We start from the raw sequence: 20,770 nt of genomic DNA, 5'->3' as shown, positions 1-20,770 counted from the left end.
CACTCTTTCGGCAAAGGTAATAACTGCACTCTTATGATTTTTACCGATAATTGTATCACCCTCTAGATGGCCAAATTCATTTTTATAAGAAGGATAAGCCGTCTTTCGATCGTCAAGAGTTCTTTTGTCTCCTTGTTTTCCTCGAGTTTCTTGGTGGCCATTGGGTTTTCGTTTTCCTTGCATAGGTAACGTCGTTACATCAAACAGTGCACTATCTTTGAATCGTCTATAAAGTGTAGACATGGAACAGCCGAGGTCTTTTTCTCCTCGACCCATAATAACATCTGGTGTCCAACCGTCAGTCACTCGATTTTTGATGTATTCAGTCTGTTTTTTTGTAAAAGTCTTTTTCTTTGCACCACATCTTGTTTTGTTCTGTTTATAACGATCGTAGTACTCACTAACGTTTCTCCCTTCTTTCAGGAAGTTAATAACGTTATAAATCGGTTGATTTGAACGTCCAAGTTTCTTAGCGATTTTATAGGGTTTTAATCCAATTTCATAATAAGTTTCTATCCATCCGAGTTCTTTTTTGGTAAGATGTGTGTAGGCCATTTGTGGTCACTCTCCTAATTTTCTTGGTTGGAAATTTATTTTGAGTGTACCATAAATGGTTTATTTATTTTTCTAGCTTAATTTTACAATTCAAGATTCAATATGATTATGATGGATAGTACGGTAACTAAATTTACTAGGATCAGCTTTACTTTCTGTATACTCAATGGTTTCATTTTTAATATTAACTGTTGTTCGATAAATTTGTAGAACTGCTGAATCTGGACTTATATCTAATTGCTTAGCTGCTTCTTTACTAACAAGATCTGCAGAAAATTCTTCTTGTGCTAGTTTTACCACTTCGTCAAAATCTTCTTTGAAAATATCATAAAGTGATCTTTCTTTGATATCATTTATTTTGATATCATGGAATTTACTAAAGGGAATAAAACTCTCTTCATACATCATAGGAACCCCATCACTGGATCGCAATCGAATTAATTTAATAAACTTCTTTTCACTATTTAAGAAAATATCATTAAGTTTATCGTTGGCGTCAATAATAGAATGGCTAATTAATTTTGTGCTGGGCTCTTGTCCGAGTGCTTTCATCTGTTCTGTAAAACTGTACATTTCGCTTAAGTTAATTAAAGATTTATGATAATCAACGACAATGCTTCCTTTGCCGTGCTGTCGTAAAATATAACCCCTAACTTCTAGATTATCTAATGCAAGTCTCACAGTAGTTCGACTGACACTATATATTTCAGCTAGTTTTCTTTCTGAAGGTAATAATTGACCGACCTCCATTTCTTTTATCTTTTCAATTAATTTTTCACTTAGTTGAATATATAAAGATTGCTCCATCCTTATCCACCTTTAATTTTAAATTTAAATACTTATTCTTCAGCAAAGGCTGAAAGTTCAATTTTATAAAAATCCCATTTTTTGTAGCTTATGACATATTCAGCTACTGTCCCATCTTTTAAAACAGTTGTCTTTTCTTGCCTCACGGTTGGTTCGTTTTTATCCATTTCTAAATATTCTGCGATATATTGATCAGTAGGGAAGCAAATATAATCTACTTCGCGGGAAGCTTCATCGTACATATGAATATTAAAATCACTCTTAAAGCGGCTATAAATTGAATCATAATAACTAATATCTGATATATCCTCTTTTATAAATTGAGAAGGAATGTAAGAAAAATGAACAAAAAAAGGTTTGTCATCCACTTTCCGTACTCGTATAATTTTGTAATAATTCTCTGTTTGTTTCAGTTTTAATTTATCCTGTATCTCTGAATCATCTTCTTTTTGAATACTAAGAACTTCAACAGTTTCTGTTTTTCCTGCAAATACTTCTATATCTGAGAATTCAATCAATTTTCTTTTGCGAGATCGCGAGACAAATGTCCCTTTTCCTTGATATCTGACTAAATATCCATCACTAGCTAAATCCTGTATTGCTCGAATGACAGTGATGGAACTGACATTATACATTTTTACTAACTCTGATTCACTATAAAAACGATCACCGCTTTCAAATTCACCACTCTGAATTTTTTTTAGTAGATCATTTTTAATTTGTTGGTATTTTGGAATTGCCAATGTTATCACCCACCTTATGATGTATTCTCTACTTACTATAATAACTGATATCGCTTAAAATTACTAATGCAACTTAATATAGTAAGTTGCTTGACTTCTATGCTTAGTATGTTAATATATTAACTGAAAGCGCTATAGAAAGGAAAATAGATAGATGAAAAAATTTGAGGTCCAAGAAGAATTTTTATTAGAAGGACAGCCTTTTAAAATTATATCCGGAGCGATTCATTATTTTAGAATACTACCAGAAGATTGGTATCATTCATTATTTAATTTGAAAGCGCTTGGTTTTAATACAGTAGAAACGTATATACCATGGAATATTCATGAACCAAAAGAAGGTCAATTTGATTTCTCGGGTCGTTATGATATTAAAAAGTTTGTTGAAGTAGCAGAAAGTTTAGATTTATATGTGATTTTACGTCCTTCACCATATATATGTGCAGAATGGGAATTTGGAGGACTTCCGGCATGGCTTCTTACTTATAAAGAAATGCGTATTCGTTCTTCAGATCCTCATTTTATGGAAAAAGTAGAAAGTTTTTACGAAAAACTCTTTGAAATCCTGACACCTTTACAAATTGACCAAGGTGGTCCTGTTCTTATGATGCAAGTAGAAAATGAATATGGATCATATGGTGAGGATAAAGATTATTTAAAGTTCTTATATGATTTGATGATAGATTTAGGTGTTACTGTTCCTATATTCACATCCGATGGTCCTTGGAAAGCTACTCAAGAAGCAGGGACTTTATTAGAAGAAAATCTCTTAACAACGGGTAACTTTGGTTCTCGCTCAAAAGAAAATTTTGAAGATTTAAAATCTTTTCAAGAAGAACATGGAAAAAAATGGCCTTTAATGGTAATGGAATTTTGGGACGGATGGTTCAATCGCTGGGGAGAAGCAATTGTTCGACGTGACGGGAACGATTTAGCAGAAGATGTAAAAGAAGCTTTAGAGATAGGTAGTATCAATTTATATATGTTTCATGGGGGTACAAATTTCGGGTTTATGAATGGTTGTTCTGCAAGAGGGGAAATTGACCTTCATCAGATAACCTCCTATGACTATGATGCACCTTTAAATGAACAAGGAAACCCAACTGAAAAATACTATGCCTTACAAAAAATGATGAAAGAAATGTTTCCAGAAATAAAAACTAAAGAACCGTTAATAAAAGATTCAATGGAAGTTCAAAATATTCCATTGCAAGAAAAAGTTAGTCTGTTTTCAATTGTTGATGATATAGCAGATAAGAAAACATCTAGATATCCTCAAAGTATGGAAGAGTTAGGGCAAGAATATGGATACGTTTTGTATAGAACAAAAATAAAAAAAGACAGTAAAGAAGAAACATATCGAGTGATTGATGGTAGAGATCGACTTCAATTTTATGTTAATGAAGAAAAGATAGCTACTCAATATCAAACCGAAATTGGAGAAAAGATAAATGTAGCGCAAGAAAAAGAGTTGAACCAAATTGATATTTTAGTTGAGAATATGGGACGCGTAAATTATGGGCATAAATTATTAGCTGATACACAAAACAAAGGAATACGTACAGGGATTATGTCTGATTTACATTTCATGTTGGATTGGGAACAATTTAGTATAGACTTTTCAGACCCTTTATCAATTAACTACAAAGAAAAATGGATTGAAAATACCCCATCATTTTATCGTTATACTTTTGAAATTGATGAGGTAAAAGATACGTTTATAAATATGGAAAAATTCGGAAAAGGAATCGTATTGATTAATGGATTTAATATTGGTCGTTTCTGGGAAATAGGACCTACACTTTCTTTATATATTTCAAAAGCTCTTTTAAGTAAGGGTGAAAACGAAATTGTTATTTTTGAAACAGAAGGCACTTGGGCAGAAACAATCAGTTTAGAAAAAGAACCAAAATATAAAAAAATGGAGGAAAAGTAAATGGCAATTATTGGATCAAGAATAGATGGAAGATTAGTACATGGACAGGTTGCAAATCTATGGGCAACTAAACTAGATATTAGTCGTTTTATGGTCGTAGATGATGCAGTAGCAGAAAATAATATTGAAAAACAAGGACTTAAATTAGCTACTCCATCTGGTGTGAAATTAAGTGTTTTACCAATAGAAAAAGCAGCAAATAACATTTTAGCTGGGAAGTATGATTCACAACGTTTATTAATTATTGCTAGAAATCCAGAAGTATATCTAAAATTGATTGAAGCGGGTGTGCCTATTGAGGAAATTAATGTAGGAAATATGTCGCAAACAGATGAAACAAAATCTATAACTAAGTCCATTAATGTAACAGATGAAGACATAAAAGTTTTTGAAAAGTTAGTCGAAAAAAATATTCAAATTAATGCACAGATGGTACCAGGGGACCGCAGAGAAGATTTTGTAAAATTATTAAATAATAGAAAATAAGGAGGAATGAAAAATGGCTATTCAATGGTGGCAAATACTAATATTAACGCTTTATGCAGGTTATCAAATTCTTGATGAATTACAAGTGTATACAGGTTTAGCTCAGCCAGTTTTTGCTGGTTTAATTGCTGGTTTAGTTATGGGAGATGTTACAACTGGTCTAATTATTGGAGGAAGTATGCAACTGACTGTTTTAGGGGTTGGGACTTTTGGAGGAGCGTCAAGAATTGATGCAAACTCCGGTACAGTAATAGCTACAGCATTTTCTGTAGGGATTGGAATGGATCCTGAACAAGCAATTGCTGCAATCGCTGTTCCAGTTGCAGGATTAATGATTCAAATGGACATACTTGGACGATTTGCAAATACTTTCTTTGCAAACCGTATCGATACAAAAATTGAAGAAATGGATTATAAAGGAATTGAGAGAAACTTCTTAATGGGAGCACTCTCATGGGGGTTATCACGAGCAATCCCAGTATTTTTAGCGTTAAGTTTTGGTGGAGGTTTTGTTAATTCTCTTGTAAGCGTATTAAATAATCAGTTACAATGGCTTGGAGATGGGTTATCAGTAGCAGGTGCAGTTATGCCTGCAGTTGGTTTTGCAGTCTTATTAAGATATTTACCAGTAAAAAAACATATGCCATATTTAATTTTAGGATTTGTAATAACTGCATTATTAACAACAGTTTTTGGAAATATTCAATTACTTGGTGATACTGTAGGAAGTGTAGTAGAGGACTTCTCAAACGGATTCATCAGCATGCCAATGTTAGCTATTGCTTTAATTGGTTTTGCATTAGCATTTAGAGAATACAAACGTACAGTAGAGACACCAAATGTACCTACTGAAAATAGTGGGATAACATCAAATGAGGGGGAAATTGAAGATGACGAACTCTAAATATAAATTAACAAAAGAAGATTTTAAACAAATTAACAAAAGAAGTTTATTCGGTTTTCAACTTGGATGGAACTATGAACGTATGCAAGGTTCAGGATATTTATATACCATACTTCCTCAATTAAGAAAGATGTATGGGGATGACACACCAGAATTAAAAGAAATGATGAAAACACATGCCCAATTTTTCAATACTAGTAATTTCTTTAATACCGTAATAACGGGTATTGATATGGCGATTGAAGAAAAAGAAGGAATCGATGCTCAAGATACAGTAGCAGGTTTAAAAGCTGGATTAATGGGTCCTTTTGCAGCAATCGGCGACTCAATTTTTGGAGCATTATTACCAACTATTTTTGGAGCGTTAGCAGCTAATATGGCCATTAATGGAAATCCTATAGGTGCCATAATTTGGATGGTTGTCAATTTTGGCGTTATGTTTTTCCGATGGCAACAACTTGAATTTGCTTATAAAGAAGGAGTAGAACTTGTTACGACAATGCAACATCGTCTATCTGCTCTTACTGATGCAGCAACAATGTTAGGTGTGTTTATGGTAGGAGCTTTGGTTGCAACCATGGTAAATGTAGAAATTGCATGGGCACCAACCATCGCTGGTTTAACGATTGATGTACAAAATAATTTAGATATGATAATGCCACGATTAATCCCGGCATTAGTGGTAGGGGCAATATATTGGTTATTAGGAAAAGAAAAAATGACTTCAACAAAAGCTATTTTTATTGTTTTAATTGTTTCTATTGCATTGTCTGCCCTCGGAATTGTTGGTTAAATATTAAAAGATGTGAAGGAATGAAATGAATGAAGCAGTTGTTGTTAGTAAGTCACGGACGTTTTGCTGAGGAATTAAAGAAAAGTGTTGAAATGATTTTAGGTCCACAAGAAAATATATATACCGTTTCCTTATTACCGAATGAGGGAGAGAAAGAATTTACCGAAAAATTTGATGGTATCCTTCAACAATTAGAGGGAGAGGTTACTGTATTTGCTGATCTTTTAGGAGGAACACCGGCAAATATAGTTTCTAAAAAGATCATGAAAGATGCAAAAATGAAATTGTATTCGGGTATGAATATGCCAATGATTATTAGTTATATGAATGCGTTATTAGTTGGTGAAGAGCCTGATGTGTTATATGATGCTCAAAAAGGAATTGTTGATGTTAATAAACTTATAGTTGAAGCAGATTTTGATGATGAAGACGAATAAATATGCTAAATGTCATTTTTTATATAATTCATTCAGTGTATTTTCTTAGAAATTAGAGATGTGTTTTAGATTTAGAAGAACACTATTTAATAGATGCTTATCTTTTAACAAGATAAGTATCTATTTTTTTAGGTACGCTTGGTATGGATGATAAGTAAATAATAATAAATATTTATAGCTAATTACGGAAAAGAAAATATTTTGATATCAATAATTTTTGGGAAAATATTGTTTCGTTACTTTCTTAATGATTTTATATTTTTCTTCTTCAAACATATTTAATTTTATTCCCATTTCTACACTCCAATCCTTAAAAGACTAGAGTAATATATTTTTGGGACATTTTCATTTGTTAATTAATGAGACATTATCATATGTTAATGACAGCCAGATAAATTTTGTTGAAAAACAGTTGACAAGTATTTTAAATTTGAGTATAGTATTAAACAAGTTCAAAATGAATTTTTGATGAGAAAATATTAATTTAAGCAATTTAAACAATTTGAAAAGAAAAGTACATTTAGGGAGTCTTCTCAGAGAGCTTGCGTTGGTGGGAGCAGGCAAGAAAGAATAAATGGAAAATGGTCTTTGAATGGAGTAAACGAGCTTTAGTAAGTTTACTACGGGTCCACCCGTTACAGTGGCACAGTTTACAAAGTGTAAAAGGATTTTGTGTACTGTTTGAGGCATGTTTAGCAATAATCATGCAAAATAAGGTGGTAACACGATGAATTTAGATCGTCCTTAAAAAAGTTCTGTTTTAAAAGAATAGAATTTTTTTAAGGACGTTTTTTTATGGATTTAGTGTACTATTTGATTAATTTAGGTTTTACTTTAAGAGCTATTGGTATAAAAGAGTGCAGCTCGCGTGCGGAGGCGAGTGTCGGCGTTCGAGGTAGTCCCGCTCACGTGCGGAGAAGAGCGCCCGCGTTCGAGCGCATTCAAAATAGCCTCGCTCGCGTGCGGAAGAGAACGCCGGCGCGCGAGGTCACTTCGCTCACACGTGGACAGAGTTTCCCGCACGCGAGCCCCATAATATGAGCAGTTTTTTAGCAAAATTTCAAAAATATAAAATATAATCTGTAATGACGAGTAGAGTATATTTACAACAACGCAATGACAGAGAGCCTGATGAGGTGAGAGCAGGTTTGTTTGAGTAAATAGAAAATGGACTCGAAGCAGAAGATACCAAGTGGATGAAGATTCATAAGGCTATCATGGGTGCGCCCACTATAGCGCCAGAGTATTTAAGCGTACTTGTTGAGGAATTTACTGTGAAGTAAATTCAAATAAAGGTGGTAACATGAACGGAAGCGTTCGTCCTTTTAATCAGAGAAATCTGGTTATTTGGACGAGCGCTTTTTTGTTTGGAAAGGAGAATTTAGATGATTGAGTTAAAAAATATTGAGGTAACATTTGAAAGTGAAGAGACTAGTGTGCAAGCGGTGAAGGATGTTTCTTTATCGGTAGGAAAAGGAGACATTTATGGCATAGTGGGCTACAGTGGGGCAGGAAAAAGTACTTTAGTCCGCACAATTAATTTGCTGCAACGCCCAACAGCTGGCGAAGTTTTTGTGAATGGACAGAATTTATCGGTATTGTCGCCAAATAAATTAAGAAATGAGCGCAAAAAAATAGGGATGATTTTTCAGCATTTTAATCTCATGCGCCAACGAACGGTGGCAGGAAATGTGGCGTACCCTTTACGCGGAACAGATTTATCTAAAGAGGAGGTAAACGCTAAAGTGGAGGAGTTGCTTCAGTTGGTGGGATTAGCAGATAAAAAAGAAGCTTATCCTTCACAACTGTCCGGGGGTCAAAAACAACGAGTAGCGATTGCTCGAGCCTTGGCAAATGATCCGGAAGTTTTATTGTGTGATGAGGCAACGAGTTCGCTCGACCCTAAAACAACATCTTCTATCTTAGAATTGTTAAAAAATTTAAACAAAAAACTCGCTTTAACGATTGTTATCATTACGCATGAAATGGAAGTTGTTAAAGAGATTTGTAATAAGGTAGCAGTTATGGAAGATGGCGAAGTGGTGGAACAAGGAGATCTCGTTTCTGTTTTTACAGCACCTAAAGAAAGCCTAACTCAAGAATTTATTCATACAGCGACACATATTGATCAAGCCGCTGAAAAGGTTTTGAATCATCCAACATTATTGAATTTATCCAAAGATGATGTATTAGCGAGCATTACTTATGTAGGTGAAACTACTAGTTCACCTCTTGTTGCTAGTTTGTATGCTCGGTTTGGGATCACCACAAATATTTTATATGGAAATGTAGAAATTTTACAAAATACACCAATTGGAAACTTGATTGTAATTTTTTCTGGTTCGATAGAACGGCGAGAGGAAGCGATGGCTTACTTAAAAGCCAACCATGTAACGGTTAAAATAATTGAGCATCAACAAGAAGTGATTGCATTGAATGAAGAAGAGATTATTTAAGGGGGAGTCGAGATGAGCACATTTTTAGAAACTTATTTTCCAAATGTAATCGATATTCAAGGAGAAATTGTTGAAAGTATTTGGGAAGCCTTGTATATGGTTGTTGTTACAGCTTTAGTTGCTAGTGTTTTCGGGATTCTTTTGGGAATTACATTAGTGGTAACTGAAGAAGGAGGGATTTTGGAAAATCGCCGGATTTACAATTTTTTAGAACGAGCCGTGAATGTTTTTCGATCGGTTCCTTTTATTATAATGCTTGCTTTAATTGCGCCCCTTACTCGTTTAATTGTAGGGACGTCGATTGGAACAACTGCAGCGATTGTTCCTTTGGTCGTAGGGACAGTTCCATTTTACTCCAGACAAATTCAAAATGCCTTACTAGAAGTAGACGAAGGAGTAATAGAAGCGGCAGAATCCATGGGCTCTTCTCCTATAGAAATTATTTTTCGGGTGTATTTAAAAGAAGGGCTTCCTTCTATTATCCGCGTTTCTTCCGTAACGATTGTAAACCTTATCGGATTAACGACGATGGCGGGAGCGATTGGAGGCGGAGGTTTAGGAAACTTGGCGATTGCGCGAGGGTACAACCGAAACCAAACGGATGTGACTTTAGTTGCAACAGGGATTATTTTAATAATTGTTTTTGTGAGTCAATTTATTGGAAATCATTTTGTTAAAAAGACGAGTCATTAATACATAAAAAAAGGAGAAGGTAAAAATGAAACAGTTTAAAAAACGGATTTTATCGGTGGGGTTATTTCTAGTTGGAGCGGTGTTAGTTGCCTGTGGAGCAGGTGCGGAAGAAAATGAGACGGTGCGAATTGGGGTTGTTGGAGAAGATAATGAAGTTTGGGATTTTGTCATTGAGAAGTTGGAAGATGAAGGGATTTCAGCAAAATTAGTAAAATTTACGGATTATACGCAACCCAATAATGCGCTGGCTGAAGGTGAAATCGAGTTAAATTCTTTCCAACATAAATTGTTTTTAGAGTCTTTTAATGAAGATAATGGGACGGATTTAGTACCAATTGCAGATACATATATTGCTCCTCTAGGTATTTATTCCGATAAAATTACATCAGTGGATGAGATTGAAGAAAACGACACGATTGCGATTCCAAATGATGTAACCAATGGTGGTCGTGCGCTTCTTTTGCTACAAACAGCGGGATTAATTACCGTTGATCCAGATACAGGCACAACACCCACTGTCAATGACGTCACAGACAATCCACTTAACTTAGAAATCGAGGAATTAGATGCTTCACAAACGGCCCGTGCACTCCAAGACGTAAAAGCTTCAGTCATTAATTCCGGAATGGCAGTAGATTATGGTTTTGTCCCAACGGAAGATTCTGTTTTTTTAGAACCAGTGAATGATGATTCTGATCCTTATGTAAATATTATCGTCGCCAGAGCTGAAGATGCCGACAACGAAATTTATCAAAAAATCATCGATGCCTTCCAAGCAGAAGATACCATTGAAGTCCTCAAAGAAACATCGAAGGGTTCCTCTATTCCTGTCTGGAATCAGTAATTTTAATGGGTGGACATTTCGGAAAGAAGAAAGGGTTTTGAAAAATTAGAAAGGAAGAGATAAAATTGACAACATTAGCGGGAATTGACATTAAAGAGGAAGTGGCTGCGGGGGCAGCAGAGGTTGTGGCGCTACGAAGATATTTTCATCAACATCCAGAACCAAGCCTGAAAGAGTTTGAGACGATTAAACGGATTAAAGAAGAACTAGCGAAGTTAGAGATTCCTTATGAAGCGGTTGGGGAAACGGGAGTGATTGGAACGATCGAAGGGCAAAGGGGGCCGGGTAAAACGATTCTTTTGCGTGCGGATATTGACGCTTTAGAATTAGAAGATGCAAAAGAGGTCGAATATAAATCGAAATATTCTGGTTTACATCATGCTTGTGGGCATGACGGGCATACGTCGGCTTTATTAGGTGCAGCCAAGATTTTAAAAGCGCATGAAGATAAATTTGCGGGAACGATTAAATTGGCGTTCCAACAAGCAGAAGAGATTGGGGCGGGTGCTCGTCAGTTTGTAAAAGGCGGCTTTGTGGAAAATGTGGATGAAGTTTTTGGTTTGCATTTGGATTCGAGTGTACCGGTTGGTCAAATCGTTTCTGTAGCGGGTGCGACCAATGCTTCTTGTGATATTTTTAAAATCAACGTTCATGGTAAAAGTGCTCATGTTGGTCGACCGGATCAAGGAATCGATGCTTTGCTTGCGGCAGCGGCGATTACGGTTGAACTTCAAAGTATTGTGGGACGCGAAGTGAGCCCGCTGGATAACGTTGTTGTGGCGGTAGGTGTTTTGAATGCTGGAACACGCTACAATATCGTGGCGAATCATGCAGAGCTTGAAGGGACGGTGCGTACCTTTAGTCATGAAACGCGTGCTTTTGTCTTGGAAGCTGTAGAACGAATCGCACGGGATGTTGCGAAATCGCACCGCTGTACAATTGAATTTGAAAATTACGATGCAGCTGCACCCCTCATTAATGACAAAGAGCCGGCAAAACGAACGGCTAAATTAGCGGCAGAAATGGTTGGCGAAGAAAATGTGATTACAGATTTACCAAAAAGTATGGGTGCAGATGATTTTGCAGATTTCTTAGCTGCCGCTCCAGGCATTTATGCCCGTGTTGGAACACGAAATTTAGAAGATGAAGAAACTTGGTATGGCCATCATCATGAGAAATTTGATATTGATGAGCGAGGTTTAGCCTATGCAACAGAAATCCATGTACGGTATGCGTTAGACTTTTTGAGTTAAAATGATTGAAAAATGCAGCCTTTCTATTCAGATAGAAAGGCTGCATTTTTATGTTTAAAATAGAAATATTTCTTTTGGCAGGGGAAAAATGAGTGGCTTGGCAGCCAAATCAGGTTTTCGCGTCCAAGCTCCCACTGTCTTGGACGCGAATTCAAGTTTTCACGTCCAAGCCTGCGAAAATTAGTCAAAATGAATTGAATATTCACTCTTCCTTACTAAGGAAGAATTTCTTGAAGGGTTTGATCCACACGGCTTTCATAAATTCCGCCAAATTTTAATAAATGAACCATAAAAACATATAAACGATAAAAGCTTAACCGTTTTTCATAACCCGCTGCCATGGGTAAAAATTCCTGATAAGCTGTATAAAACTCTTGAGAATATCCACCAAAGCTCGTAGTAACCCCAAGATCAAATTCACGATCTCCATAAAATGGTGCTGGATCAAACAAAGCAGGCTCGCCATTTTCTAAAAACATATGATTCCCACCCCATAAATCTCCGTGCAGTAAGGAAGGCTGGCTTGCATGTTCTGTCAATTCTTCGAGAATGACTTTGCGTGCCTGTTCATAGGTATGTACTTGTTTTTGATTCCATTTATTACTCTTAACCAGAGCATCCCGCAATTTATCTAGACGTCTTTCGATAAAAAGTTCAATCCAAGAATCAGTCCAATCATTATCAAAGTTAATATCTGTACCTTGATGGGGATATTGATATCCGAAAAGCCCATTCTCACTAGTCGCTTGATGCATTTTAGCAATCATTTTTGCGAGGTCTCGGTAATTTACTCTAGGTCCTTCTTCTAAAAAACTAATTAAAAGATAAGCATCTCCATTGATTTCATCGACATGATAAACCTCAGGTACGGTAATGCCAGCCTTTTGTAAATCCTCAAGTCCTGCAGCTTCAGTGATAAAAAATTCTTTAGACGTATTGGGTTGTATGAGTAAAAAATATTTTTGTTTTGATGTATCAATTTGATACGCCTCATTTACATCCCCACCACCGACAGCTTTCACTTGTTCGATAGAAGAGATGGGTAATTGTTCAATCCATTGTTTGTCCATTCGTAACGTCCTTTCTATTCTATTCAGCGAAAAATATGTAATTCTCTAGTTGAAGCAAAACTACCATAAAGAAGGAAAGTTTTCAATTGTCACCCATCTTAAGAAAATATTGTTTATTTAAGCTTATCTATTGATAAATCTAAAAATGTTGTTATAATATACACAAGAACATATGAATAAGAATTCATATGTAAACAAGAACGGTTACGATTTACATATTTAAGGAAAATCGTAGACGAACTTGCTTTAATTAGTGATTAAATATATTAAAATAGATTTTAAAGGAGATAGAAAAATGGATAGAAGTAATGAACAGGAGAATACAAGACGCAATCAAAGTCGTGTTCAGGAACAAGAGCATAGTCATGAACACGACCACGGGAGCTGCCATGACCATGATCATGGGAAGATGCCGGTTGTTTTGTATTTTGTTGGATTGGCATTAGCTCTTATTGCGTTATTTTTTAATCAAAATGAAATAGTACAAAATGTTCTTTTTTCCTTGGCTACGATAACAGCGGGTTATCATGTTGTGGTATTAGAGGGGATTGCGGAGACGGTTGAGCATACGAAAGCTAAGAAAAGATTCACTCCGAATTCGCATTTATTGATGGGCTTAGCTGCTATTGGGGCTTCTTTCTTGGGTGATTTTATGGAAGGAGCGTTATTAATCCTTATTTTCTCAGGTGCTCATTTTCTTGAACATTATGCTGAAGGAAAAAGTAAACGAGAAATTAGTCAACTCCTTGAAATGAATCCAACCACTGCTCGCTTAATCACTGCGGATGGAAAAACAAAAACCGTTGATGTGAGCGAATTAAGGATAGGAGATCATCTTCAAGTATTAAATGGGGATCAAGTACCTATTGATGGTGTAATTTTAACAGGGACTTCTTCTATTGATGAGGCCTCGATCACTGGAGAAAGTATTCCAAAAGAAAAATCAAAAGGAGATGCTGTTTTTGGTAGTACCATTAATGGTACAGGAACGTTCACGATGGAAGTAACCAAAGAAACCAAAAATACAGTATTTTCCAAGATTTTACAATTGGTCAATCAAAACCAAGATAATCAGACAAAAGCAGCTGGGATTATTCAAAAATTTGAACCGAAATATGTAAATACTGTTTTAATCGGTGTCGCCTTATTTATGATCTTAACGCCCATTTTATTCGATTGGACATGGACAGAAGGTTTTTACCGTGGATTGGTTGTTTTAGTCGGGGCTTCACCGTGTGCTTTAGCGGCCGCTACAGTATCTACAACCCTATCTGCGACTTCGAATTTAGCGAAAAAAGGGGTTCTTTCAAAAGGGAGTGCGTTTCTTTCCGAATTAGCTAGTATTGACGCGATCGCTTTTGATAAAACCGGAACACTTACCACCGGAAAACCTGAAGTTACGAATTATGAATTCTCTGAGTCAGTCAACGAAGAAGAAATGATCGAAATTATCGTCGCCCTTGAAAAAGAGTCAAACCATCCATTAGCCGACGCCATCTTAAGAAAATTCGATGTTCAAAATACGATGAAGATTGAAGTGACCAATCAGATTGGTAAAGGATTAGAAGGAACGTATCAAGGGATAAATTATCGAATTGGAAAACCGTCATCTTTTGATAGTGTTCCAGACGAGTACCAACAATTGAATACCGAGTGGTCCAAAGAAGGGAAAACTGTTGTCTATGTTGGCGCGGATGAGGAAGTCATTGGCTTAATCGCTTTAATGGATGTGCCGAATGAACAAGCCCTCTCAACTATTCGTTATTTCAAAGAACAAGGCGTGCATACTACCTTAATTACTGGTGATTCAAAATTGACCGGTGAAGCTGTAGCTAAACAGTTAGGGATTGATGAAGTGTGTGCAAATGTCTTACCAGAAGATAAATCAAAAATCATCGATGAACAAAAGAAAAAATATGGAGTTACTGCCATGGTCGGTGATGGTGTTAATGATGCACCAGCGCTCGTGAATGCAGATGTTGGAGTTGCGATGGGAGACGGGACAGATGTAGCTGTTGAAGTTTCTGATTTAGTTTTAATGCAAAATGATCTGTCAAAACTCGTCAAAGCGCATAAAACATCTACAAAAATGACTCGAGTCATTTGGCAAAATATTATTTTTGCGCTGGCTGTTGTGGTCTTCTTGGTCACAGTCAGTTTATTGGGATTATCAGATATTACAATCAGTGTGATTGTTCATGAAGGAAGTACCTTAGTGGTCATTTTAAATGGACTTCGTTTGTTGAAAGCAGATTAAGACTATATAATAATTTTGAAGTAGGACTTTTTTGAAAGAATAAGTCCTACTTTTTTACTGAAATAAATGCATAATCTTTTATTAATTTTTTTTTTATATTACCTTATTTAAGGCAAAAACTTGCCAATTTATTTTAAAGGAAGATGATGAGAAAAAAAATGAGTAAATTACTTATCGCTTCAAGTTTGTCTTTAGTATTAGCAGCTTGTGGCAACACAGATTCAGGGGACGAAGATTTAACACCTGAAACGGATCAAACAGAAGATACAGAAACCGCAGAAGATACAGATACTGTTGAAGAAACAGAAGATACAGAAGAAAGTGAAGAAAACGAATCCGACACAGACTCAGAGGAAGCATCTGATGAGGACGTGAGTGATGACGATATGGCTTCAGCGGATGAAGAAGAATTAGAGAGCGCAGAAAACGTTTCTGACCATGAAGAATATGAAGAACTTTCTGCTCAAGATTTCTTTAATCCTGATGACTATACTTCACACTTAGTGGTAGACAACCCAGGAAAAAGAATCTTTGTTTTTGAAGACGATGGCCAACAAGCCTACAAAACAATCTACATTAAAAAAACAAACCGTCTAAAAATCATTGACCTTAAAAATGATGGCTTGTTAATGAATGAAATCATTGACTAATAACGAGTAAAGCAAAAAAATTAATGTATAAGGATAAAATCACTCAGTCTAAAAAAGATTGGGTGATTTTAATTTTTAAAAAGGAAAAGATTAGACTTGTATTTCTTTTTCAGACCTGTATATTTAAATGAGACGACTCCAATAAGAAAGGTTTGAGACTATGAAGCTTTTAAGAAAAATACTCAGTCTAATTTTGGTATTCATCTTAGGTTTTTGGATGGCTTTTTCCGGCATACTAACCGGGACAAAAGCTGGAAATGTCCTCGAAACCATTGTGGGATATTTACCGGATCGCAATACCATAGACCATATTATTGAAAGACCTATACCAGAAAAAAGACGAGAAATTGATTCCGCCTCAGAAGAGTCTGAAGATTTTGAAGAAACAAAACCTGTAATTTCTACTCAAAATAGTGAAGTAAATAATGAAGTTATCGAAGAAAAAATTATTGAATTAACGAATGAACTACGCCAAAAACAAGAGTTATCCACACTCCAATCAAACGATGACTTAAGAGTGGGAGCTTACGTGCGCGCTGTCGAATTAGAAGAATCCTTTTCCCACACGCGTCCAGATGGTTCTGATGCCTTTACCGTTTTTGAAACAGAAAATCTTTCCTACCCCTATAAACGAGCCGGAGAAAATTTAGCCATGGGCACATATTATTTGCCTGAAGAAGAAATGGCGAAATTTTTGTTTGAAGGTTGGGTCGAAAGTGAAGGCCACTATGAAAATATGGTTCAACAAGAATACACAGAAATTGGCGTAGGCGTTCATTATGACGGCGAATACTTGTACCTCACGCAACTATTTGGAACCCCTCTCTATTAAAAATAATCAAAACTAAAAACTTCATTCCTTTTGGGGGCAGATAGGTCCATTTGACTTTATCCGTCCCCTCTTTTTCATAAACACGAAGGATCTTCAGGAAAAAATAAGGAGAGCAGTCGTTTCGAGGAATAGTTGATATGATTTTATAATATTGCTATAATAAAGCCTGAAAAGAAAACGCTTTCTTTTCGGATTAAGGATGTTACGCTTCAAAATTATGGAAAAATTTTATACGATCAGTTATTATTTCGATTTATTGCTTAATTCATCTAGAAAAAATTAAAATAAAAACTAAGAAGCAAACATCCGAAAAAATAAGAGAGGGGGCCATTTTCGGTAATATTTTTGTACTCATTTAATTCCATTTTATTTTAGGAGGAAAATTAATGAAGTCATATTTACAAAGAATTGGTCGTTCCTTAATGCTTCCGGTTGCTGTTTTACCAGCAGCTGCTGTTTTACTAGGAATAGGTTATTGGATTGACCCTTCAGGTTGGGGTGGCGAAAGCCCCGTTGCTGCCTTTTTAATTACAGCAGGTAGCTCTTTAATTGACTTTATGCCTATTTTATTCGCAGTCGGTGTAGCCCTTGGAATGTCTAAAGACCAAAACGGGGCTTCGGCGCTGAGTGGGCTGGTTGGTTATCTCGTAGTGACCAATCTTTTAAGTCCAGATAGTGTGGCTATGCTTCAACAAATTGATGTCGAAGCAGTCGATGCAGCTTTTGGAAACATTGAAAACCAATTTATTGGTATTTTAGTCGGTGCAATCGCCGCAGCTATTTATAATCGATTTAGTAAAACGCGGCTACCACAAGCGCTTGCCTTCTTTAGTGGCCGTCGCTTACCGCCTATTCTAACAGCGGTTACTATGCTATTTTTAACTTTTATTTTAATGTTTACTTGGCCACCAATTTATAATGCATTGGTTGCCTTTGGTACAGGAATTAGTAGCTTAGGTGCGGTCGGAGCCGGCTTGTATGGCTTCTTTAACCGTTTACTCATTCCAGTCGGTTTACACCATGCACTTAACTCGGTCTTCTGGTTTGATGTGGCAGGAATTAATGATATCGGAAACTTCTGGGCAGGAACTGGAGAATTAGGTGTAACTGGAATGTACCAAGCCGGTTTCTTTCCTGTAATGATGTTTGGTTTACCTGCTGCTGCATTTGCGATGTATCAACTAGCCGATGAAGACAAAAAAGCAGAAACTGCTTCCTTAATGGTCGCTGCTGGTTTTGCTTCTTTCTTAACTGGAGTTACAGAACCATTAGAGTTTGCGTTTATGTTTATTGCACCACAATTGTACTTACTACATGCAATATTTACAGGCGTTTCTTTATTTGTCTCAGCTTTCTTCGGTTGGACAGCAGGCTTTGGTTTTAGTGCAGGATTTATTGATTATTTCTTATCCTTCAACTTGCCCTTAGCGAACCAACCAATTATGTTATTCCTACAAGGACTCGTCTTTGCTTTAATTTACTATTTCGGTTTCCGTTGGGCAATCGTTCAATTCGATATTCAAACACCCGGACGAGGAATCGAAGTGGGACCATCAATGGAAGAAGAACCTGCAACAGCAACAGCAGGAGTTGGTACAGCACCAGCTGCAGCAACTTCCCAAGATGGCTCAGAATTTACAAGACAAGCTCAAATTATTTTAGACGGTTTGGGTGGACCAGATAATGTGGACACCATCAATTATTGTGCGACTCGTTTACGTGTGGATGTCAACGACATGGACCAAGTCAACGAAGCACGCATCAAAGAAGCAAGAGTTCCAGGAACCAACATTACAAGCGATCACAATATTCAAGTGATCGTTGGAACAGAAGTTCAATTTGTAGCAGATGAAATTGAAAAGCTTCGAATGAAATAATCCATCTTTAAAAATAAAAACAGCTCCCTTTCAGAAAACAAATGAAAGGGAGCTGTTTTTTTGATTTTAAGTGAAATTTAGAATCAAAAGTATTCTATCCTAAGGATTTAACGCAAAAATAGCTCCAACTCCTTAGGGTAACGGTTCTATCCTCAGAAGTAAGCGCAAAAATAGCTCCAACTCCTTAGGGTAACGGTTCTATCCTCAGGAGTTAACGCAAAAATAGCTCCAACTCCTTAGGGTAACGGCTCTATCCTCAGGAGTAAGCGCAAAACTAGCTCCAACTCTTTAGGGTAACGGCTCTATCCTCACAAGTGAGCGCAAAACTGAACCCCACTTCTTAGGATAACCCTTTAAAAAGAATCATCTTTTATAATAAGTCATTGGTCCATTAGAATATCTAATTATTTTTTGATTCAGCACTCTAATAATCAGCTGCGAGTGATTGATCAACTGATTAAACAGCTGCTCACCTTGCAAGCCTTTCATTTGATTCTAGTATCTTCTGTTATCCTCAACCTGTAACCTCATTCGATAATTCATAAATTCTAAAACAAAATGATTGATGGATTTCATGCGTGGTTTTATTAACATGATTTCTCTCCTTTATTTAATCAATTAGAGAGAATAAATGAGCTTTGCGGAAGAAGTTAAAGAAATCTCAGTAAATCTTATAAAAAAACTTCCAAAAAAGAATTGACAAACCAAAAAACACCCTTTATACTATCTAAAGTTTGGCCAACAATAAATGAGAATTGGATGAAAGAGTATTGTTGGAAATTTTAGAGAGGGGACAAATCATGGAAAAAAGAAAGCCGATTATTGCATTAGATTTTAATAAAGCGTCTGAAGTTCATGCTTTTCTTACTTCTTTTGGCGATGAAAAATTAAATATTAAAATTGGAATGGAGCTATTTTATTCCAGCGGTCCTGATATCGTGATTGATCTTATTGATTCCAATCACGATATTTTTTTGGACTTAAAACTACACGATATTCCAAATACCGTCCAAAAAGCAATGAAAGTTCTAGCTCAATTAGGGGTAGGAATGGTCAATGTTCATGCCCAAGGTGGCAGAAAAATGATGGAAGCAGCTAGAGAAGGGTTAGAACAAGGAACCCCTCCCGGTCAAACACGACCAAGATTGATTGCTGTGACACAGTTAACCTCTTTATCTGAAGAAGCGTTTAAAAAAGAACAGAAAAGTTTTCTTTCTTTAGAAGAAAGTATTTTAGATTATGCAAAACTGGCGAATACAGCGGGATTGGATGGAGTTGTCTGCTCTCCTTTAGAAGCCAAAATCATTCATGAAGAAATTTCAGAAAAATTTTTAACGGTTACTCCAGGTATCCGCCTAGAAACAAAAATTACAGACGATCAAACACGAATAGCAACCCCAAAGCAAGCAGCTTTAGGAGGTAGTGATTACATAGTCGTCGGCAGACCAATTACTAAAGCCGAAAATCCTTTTGAAACTTACCAAAAAATTCAAAACGATTGGGAAAAAACTTTAAAAGAAGGAGTTCAATCAAATGATAATCAATAAAACACAAAAAATTGCTAAAGCTTTAATGGATATTCAAGCTATTTCTTTAAATCCAGCTAACCCTTTTACTTGGGCAAGCGGACTGAAAGCACCAATCTATTGCGACAATCGCCTTATTATGAGTTTTCCTGAAGTGAGGTCATTTATCGAAGAGGAACTGGTGGAACTTATTCAATTTCATTATCCTGAGGTTGAGGTGATTGCTGGAACGGCGACAGCGGGGATTCCGCATGCTGCGATTATTGCGGATAAAATGGATTTGCCGATGGTGTATGTTCGTTCAAATAACAAAGGGCATGGGAAGAAAAATGCGATTGAAGGACGGATTGAAGAAGGACAAAAAGTGGTCATGGTAGAAGATTTGATTAGTACTGGGAAAAGTGTAATCGAGGCGGCTGAAAAGGTTACAGCAGCTGGTGGTGAGGTACTGGGAGCGGCAGCGATTTTTAGTTACGAGCTTCAAAAAGGTCATGAGGCTTTTGAAAAGCAGACGTATGATTTACATACGTTGATTGGTTATCCGGAACTGATTGAAGTGGCGGCTGCGGACGAGGAATTATTGCCATATAAAGAGACCTTGAATGCCTGGTATAAAGATCCAGAAACATGGTCAAAAGAAGTAGAATAATT

Annotated in this window: 19 protein-coding genes and 1 other annotated feature; of the genes, 15 read left to right on the top strand and 4 right to left on the bottom strand. The window is 36.3% G+C overall.

The features are described 5' to 3' along the window. From BUB96_RS07635 to BUB96_RS07625, 3 genes are all read right to left on the bottom strand, one after another. Window positions 1–555, bottom strand: a 555-nt coding sequence (locus BUB96_RS07635; protein ID WP_143274300.1) for an IS30 family transposase, incomplete at its 3' end; no start/stop codon positions are given. Window positions 556–645: 90 nt separating this feature from the next. Beyond that, window positions 646–1,362 carry a GntR family transcriptional regulator gene (locus BUB96_RS07630; protein ID WP_073298286.1) on the bottom strand — a complete coding sequence of 239 codons (717 nt, stop codon included), beginning with the start codon at window positions 1,360–1,362 and terminating at the stop codon, window positions 646–648. A 32-nt stretch (window positions 1,363–1,394) separates the two neighbouring features. Beyond that, window positions 1,395–2,105 (bottom strand): GntR family transcriptional regulator, encoded by a 711-nt coding sequence (locus tag BUB96_RS07625; protein WP_073298285.1) that lies wholly within the window; start codon window positions 2,103–2,105, stop codon window positions 1,395–1,397. A 154-nt stretch (window positions 2,106–2,259) separates the two neighbouring features. On the opposite strand from BUB96_RS07625, the gene BUB96_RS07620 reads away from it, so the two are divergent. The 9 genes from BUB96_RS07620 to BUB96_RS07575 all read left to right on the top strand — a co-directional run bounded on the left by BUB96_RS07620 (window position 2,260) and on the right by BUB96_RS07575 (window position 11,907). Next, window positions 2,260–4,041 (top strand): glycoside hydrolase family 35 protein, encoded by a 1,782-nt coding sequence (locus BUB96_RS07620; protein ID WP_073298284.1) that lies wholly within the window; start codon window positions 2,260–2,262, stop codon window positions 4,039–4,041. Continuing rightward, window positions 4,042–4,527 (top strand): PTS sugar transporter subunit IIB, encoded by a 486-nt coding sequence (locus tag BUB96_RS07615; protein ID WP_073298283.1) that lies wholly within the window; start codon window positions 4,042–4,044, stop codon window positions 4,525–4,527. Between the two features lie 13 nt (window positions 4,528–4,540). Next, window positions 4,541–5,431 (top strand): PTS mannose/fructose/sorbose/N-acetylgalactosamine transporter subunit IIC, encoded by an 891-nt coding sequence (locus tag BUB96_RS07610; protein WP_073298282.1) that lies wholly within the window; start codon window positions 4,541–4,543, stop codon window positions 5,429–5,431. Further along, window positions 5,418–6,224 (top strand): PTS system mannose/fructose/sorbose family transporter subunit IID, encoded by an 807-nt coding sequence (locus tag BUB96_RS07605; protein ID WP_073298281.1) that lies wholly within the window; start codon window positions 5,418–5,420, stop codon window positions 6,222–6,224. The genes BUB96_RS07610 and BUB96_RS07605 overlap by 14 nt, the downstream gene beginning before the upstream one ends. Before the next feature lie 29 nt (window positions 6,225–6,253). After that, window positions 6,254–6,661: a PTS sugar transporter subunit IIA gene (locus BUB96_RS07600; protein ID WP_073298280.1), complete on the top strand. Its 408-nt coding sequence runs from the start codon at window positions 6,254–6,256 to the stop codon at window positions 6,659–6,661. A 494-nt stretch (window positions 6,662–7,155) separates the two neighbouring features. Beyond that, window positions 7,156–7,410: a binding site (T-box leader), on the top strand. A gap of 636 nt (window positions 7,411–8,046) precedes the next feature. Then, complete coding sequence (locus BUB96_RS07590; RefSeq protein WP_073298278.1) at window positions 8,047–9,117, top strand: methionine ABC transporter ATP-binding protein; 1,071 nt, start codon at window positions 8,047–8,049, stop codon at window positions 9,115–9,117. Between the two features lie 12 nt (window positions 9,118–9,129). Then, window positions 9,130–9,810, top strand: coding sequence for a methionine ABC transporter permease (locus tag BUB96_RS07585; protein ID WP_073298277.1), 681 nt, complete (start codon window positions 9,130–9,132; stop codon window positions 9,808–9,810). A gap of 25 nt (window positions 9,811–9,835) precedes the next feature. Beyond that, complete coding sequence (locus BUB96_RS07580; RefSeq protein ID WP_073298276.1) at window positions 9,836–10,654, top strand: MetQ/NlpA family ABC transporter substrate-binding protein; 819 nt, start codon at window positions 9,836–9,838, stop codon at window positions 10,652–10,654. A gap of 65 nt (window positions 10,655–10,719) precedes the next feature. After that, the gene (locus BUB96_RS07575) at window positions 10,720–11,907 is read left to right on the top strand and encodes an amidohydrolase (protein ID WP_073298275.1); all 1,188 of its coding nucleotides are present in this window, start codon (window positions 10,720–10,722) and stop codon (window positions 11,905–11,907) included. Window positions 11,908–12,122: 215 nt separating this feature from the next. Here BUB96_RS07575 and BUB96_RS07570 read toward each other — a convergent pair whose 3' ends face one another. Then, window positions 12,123–12,977: a fructosamine kinase family protein gene (locus BUB96_RS07570; RefSeq protein WP_073298274.1), complete on the bottom strand. Its 855-nt coding sequence runs from the start codon at window positions 12,975–12,977 to the stop codon at window positions 12,123–12,125. Window positions 12,978–13,272: 295 nt separating this feature from the next. On the opposite strand from BUB96_RS07570, the gene BUB96_RS07565 reads away from it, so the two are divergent. The 6 genes from BUB96_RS07565 to pyrE all read left to right on the top strand — a co-directional run bounded on the left by BUB96_RS07565 (window position 13,273) and on the right by pyrE (window position 20,768). Beyond that, entirely contained in the window at window positions 13,273–15,234 is a 1,962-nt protein-coding gene (locus tag BUB96_RS07565) for a heavy metal translocating P-type ATPase (protein WP_073298273.1), read from the top strand. Window positions 15,235–15,392: 158 nt separating this feature from the next. Further along, window positions 15,393–15,884, top strand: coding sequence for a hypothetical protein (locus tag BUB96_RS07560; RefSeq protein ID WP_143274299.1), 492 nt, complete (start codon window positions 15,393–15,395; stop codon window positions 15,882–15,884). A 217-nt stretch (window positions 15,885–16,101) separates the two neighbouring features. Continuing rightward, a complete protein-coding gene (locus tag BUB96_RS07555; RefSeq protein WP_159431731.1) occupies window positions 16,102–16,716 on the top strand; it encodes a CAP domain-containing protein in 615 nt (204 codons plus the stop codon). Between the two features lie 386 nt (window positions 16,717–17,102). Beyond that, window positions 17,103–18,593: an N-acetylglucosamine-specific PTS transporter subunit IIBC gene (gene nagE, locus BUB96_RS07550; RefSeq protein ID WP_073298270.1), complete on the top strand. Its 1,491-nt coding sequence runs from the start codon at window positions 17,103–17,105 to the stop codon at window positions 18,591–18,593. A gap of 800 nt (window positions 18,594–19,393) precedes the next feature. Next, the gene (gene pyrF, locus BUB96_RS07545; RefSeq protein WP_073298269.1) at window positions 19,394–20,140 is read left to right on the top strand and encodes an orotidine-5'-phosphate decarboxylase; all 747 of its coding nucleotides are present in this window, start codon (window positions 19,394–19,396) and stop codon (window positions 20,138–20,140) included. Beyond that, window positions 20,133–20,768, top strand: a complete 636-nt coding sequence (gene pyrE, locus BUB96_RS07540; protein ID WP_073298287.1) for an orotate phosphoribosyltransferase — start codon at window positions 20,133–20,135, stop codon at window positions 20,766–20,768. The genes pyrF and pyrE overlap by 8 nt, the downstream gene beginning before the upstream one ends. The last annotated feature ends 2 nt before the right edge of the window (window positions 20,769–20,770 follow it).

Source organism: Atopostipes suicloacalis DSM 15692, from assembly GCF_900129085.1.
GTDB classification, from domain to species: domain Bacteria; phylum Bacillota; class Bacilli; order Lactobacillales; family Carnobacteriaceae_A; genus Atopostipes; species Atopostipes suicloacalis.
The sequence above is the reverse complement of the archived record's forward strand: the minus strand, read 5'-3'. Positions and strand labels throughout refer to the sequence as shown.